2 protein-coding genes are annotated in these 1,364 nt (G+C 33.5%); both read right to left on the bottom strand.

Features of this window, described 5'->3' with window-relative positions; all coding sequences use genetic code 11:
• Nucleotides 1–208: 208 nt before the first annotated feature.
• The gene (locus H8909_RS13075; protein ID WP_238928317.1) at nucleotides 209–694 is read right to left on the bottom strand and encodes a sortase B protein-sorting domain-containing protein; all 486 of its coding nucleotides are present in this window, start codon (nucleotides 692–694) and stop codon (nucleotides 209–211) included.
• A gap of 124 nt (nucleotides 695–818) precedes the next feature.
• The gene (locus tag H8909_RS13070; protein ID WP_187013135.1) at nucleotides 819–974 is read right to left on the bottom strand and encodes a hypothetical protein; all 156 of its coding nucleotides are present in this window, start codon (nucleotides 972–974) and stop codon (nucleotides 819–821) included.
• Nucleotides 975–1,364: the final 390 nt, after the last annotated feature.

The raw sequence follows: 1,364 nt of genomic DNA, 5'->3' as shown, positions 1-1,364 counted from the left end.
ACTGATTCACTGCCATCTAAGTATCTTCTACATATTTCAATTTTTTGTTCTTTTGAAAACTTACTTTTTCTTCCCATAAGAAAACCTCCTCAGCAAACAGTGCTTTTAATTATTTGCACTGTCTACTGGGAGGTCATCATATCATTTCTCAATTGTCTTTTCTTTCCCATAATATTCAATTTTACTTACGCTTACTTTAATTGACAGATTATTCAGTGATTCTCTTTTTTGCAGTTAATACAACTGCTGCTAAAGCACTTACTAATAATAATGAAGCATATAATGCAACATTCATAGTATCACCAGTTTTCGGTGCTTCTTTCTTAGTAGTAGTTGTAGTATTTGTTTTCTTGTCATCTTTTGCTGCAGATGCATTAGGTGTAATTGTAGTTGTACCTTTATTTTCTGTAGGTTTTGCAGGGGTAGAAGGCTCAGCTGGTGTAGTAGGAGTTACAGTTGGTGCTGGAGCCTTTACAGAAGCTTCTACAAACATAGACCTATATTTATCCTGACCGTTTAATTCGAATGCAAAAACAAATTCAATTTCAGAATACTTTGTCCAATCTACTGAAATCTGGTTTGTAAAAGTATCATCCCAAGTTTTTGCATTTTTTAATGCATCGTTAGTAAATGTGACCTTGCCTTTACCTTCTTCATTTACTTCTACCTTAGATGGAACACTGATAATAGGCATTGCTGCGTCATCTGCGCCATAAACATACATTTCCTGAGGATAAACTGCTCCACCTTTAGCATCTACTTCAAAGACAATATCACTATCACCTGTCCATTTAGGTGTAGTTAAAGTGATTTCTGGTTCATAAGCTGCAGGTAGTTTCAGGTGTAGGTGTAGTTTCAGTTACAGCTGGAGTTTCTCCAGTAACTACTGCATCTTCTGCAAATACTGCTGTAGTAGATAATGCTGATACTGATAAAGCACAAGCTACTAACATAGTCATCAATTTTTTGTTCATAATCGTTTTCTCCTTATTTGATTTATCCAAAAAGAAATCTTTTAAGCTTCTTGAATAGCGCAAAAAAAGCATGAACTATTTAATAATATATAAATAATCCATGCCTAAATATAAATATTAAGTTGCTAAAAAGGGCAGACTCAGTTACTGTCTGTCTGTCTGTCTGTCTGTCTGTCGTAAGCGTAGCAAGTTTTAAACATGACTGTCAATCCCTCTTTTAAAATTCCTCAAAGAAATTCTTTTTGGTTAATTAAATTATAACTCTGTTCTTTGCAAAAGTCAATATAAAAATGTAGGTTTAGGACAATATAAGAATGTAGGTTTTCCTACATTCTTATATTGTCTTTTTAGTCTTCATCTACTATGAATTGAAGCTGATCTTTGAGTCTA

The sequence above is a fragment of the Catenibacterium faecis genome (assembly GCF_014306455.1).
GTDB classification, from domain to species: Bacteria; Bacillota_I; Bacilli_A; order Erysipelotrichales; family Coprobacillaceae; genus Catenibacterium; species Catenibacterium mitsuoka_A.
This window is presented reverse-complemented; position numbering and strand designations above follow the sequence as displayed.